This window comes from Gemmobacter nanjingensis (genome assembly GCF_014652195.1).
Lineage (GTDB): Bacteria > Pseudomonadota > Alphaproteobacteria > Rhodobacterales > Rhodobacteraceae > Gemmobacter > Gemmobacter caeni.
Genome location: NZ_BMYI01000044.1, coordinates 3,957 through 4,352, shown reverse-complemented (window position 1 = coordinate 4,352; position 396 = coordinate 3,957). Strand labels below are relative to the sequence as shown.

Sequence of the window (396 nt, the reverse complement as noted above, 5' to 3'; positions counted from 1 at the left end):
GAGATCTGCTCGGCCCCCGGTGCAAAGCTGGAACGGCTGATCCTGAACGATGACTATGTCGAGATCGGCACCGGGGCGCATGCCGATTACGGCCTGCCGATCCTCGGCGATTACGAGGGCCATGCCTGGATCAAGTATTACGACGGCAACCAGACCGCCGCCGATCCGATGCTGCTGGCCAGATATGGCACGCATCCCGACCGGCCCTGGACCGCCGATATGGTCGGCACCGGCCTCTGCTATGCGATCCTGACCTTCTATTATGACCGCGAGGCCATGGCGCAGGTGCCGCGCTATCGCTTCGAGATGTCGGGCATCCCGCTCTATGACCTCCGCAAGGACAGCACGGCGGGCGGGGTCGGGCCGCAGCGGCTGGCCGATCCGGCGACCTGGGCA

The 396-nt window shown here is 65.4% G+C and carries 1 pseudogene; it reads left to right on the top strand.

Features of this window, described 5'->3' with window-relative positions:
- Positions 1-396: pseudogene (locus tag IE126_RS25805) on the top strand (phage tail protein); the annotation flags it as partial.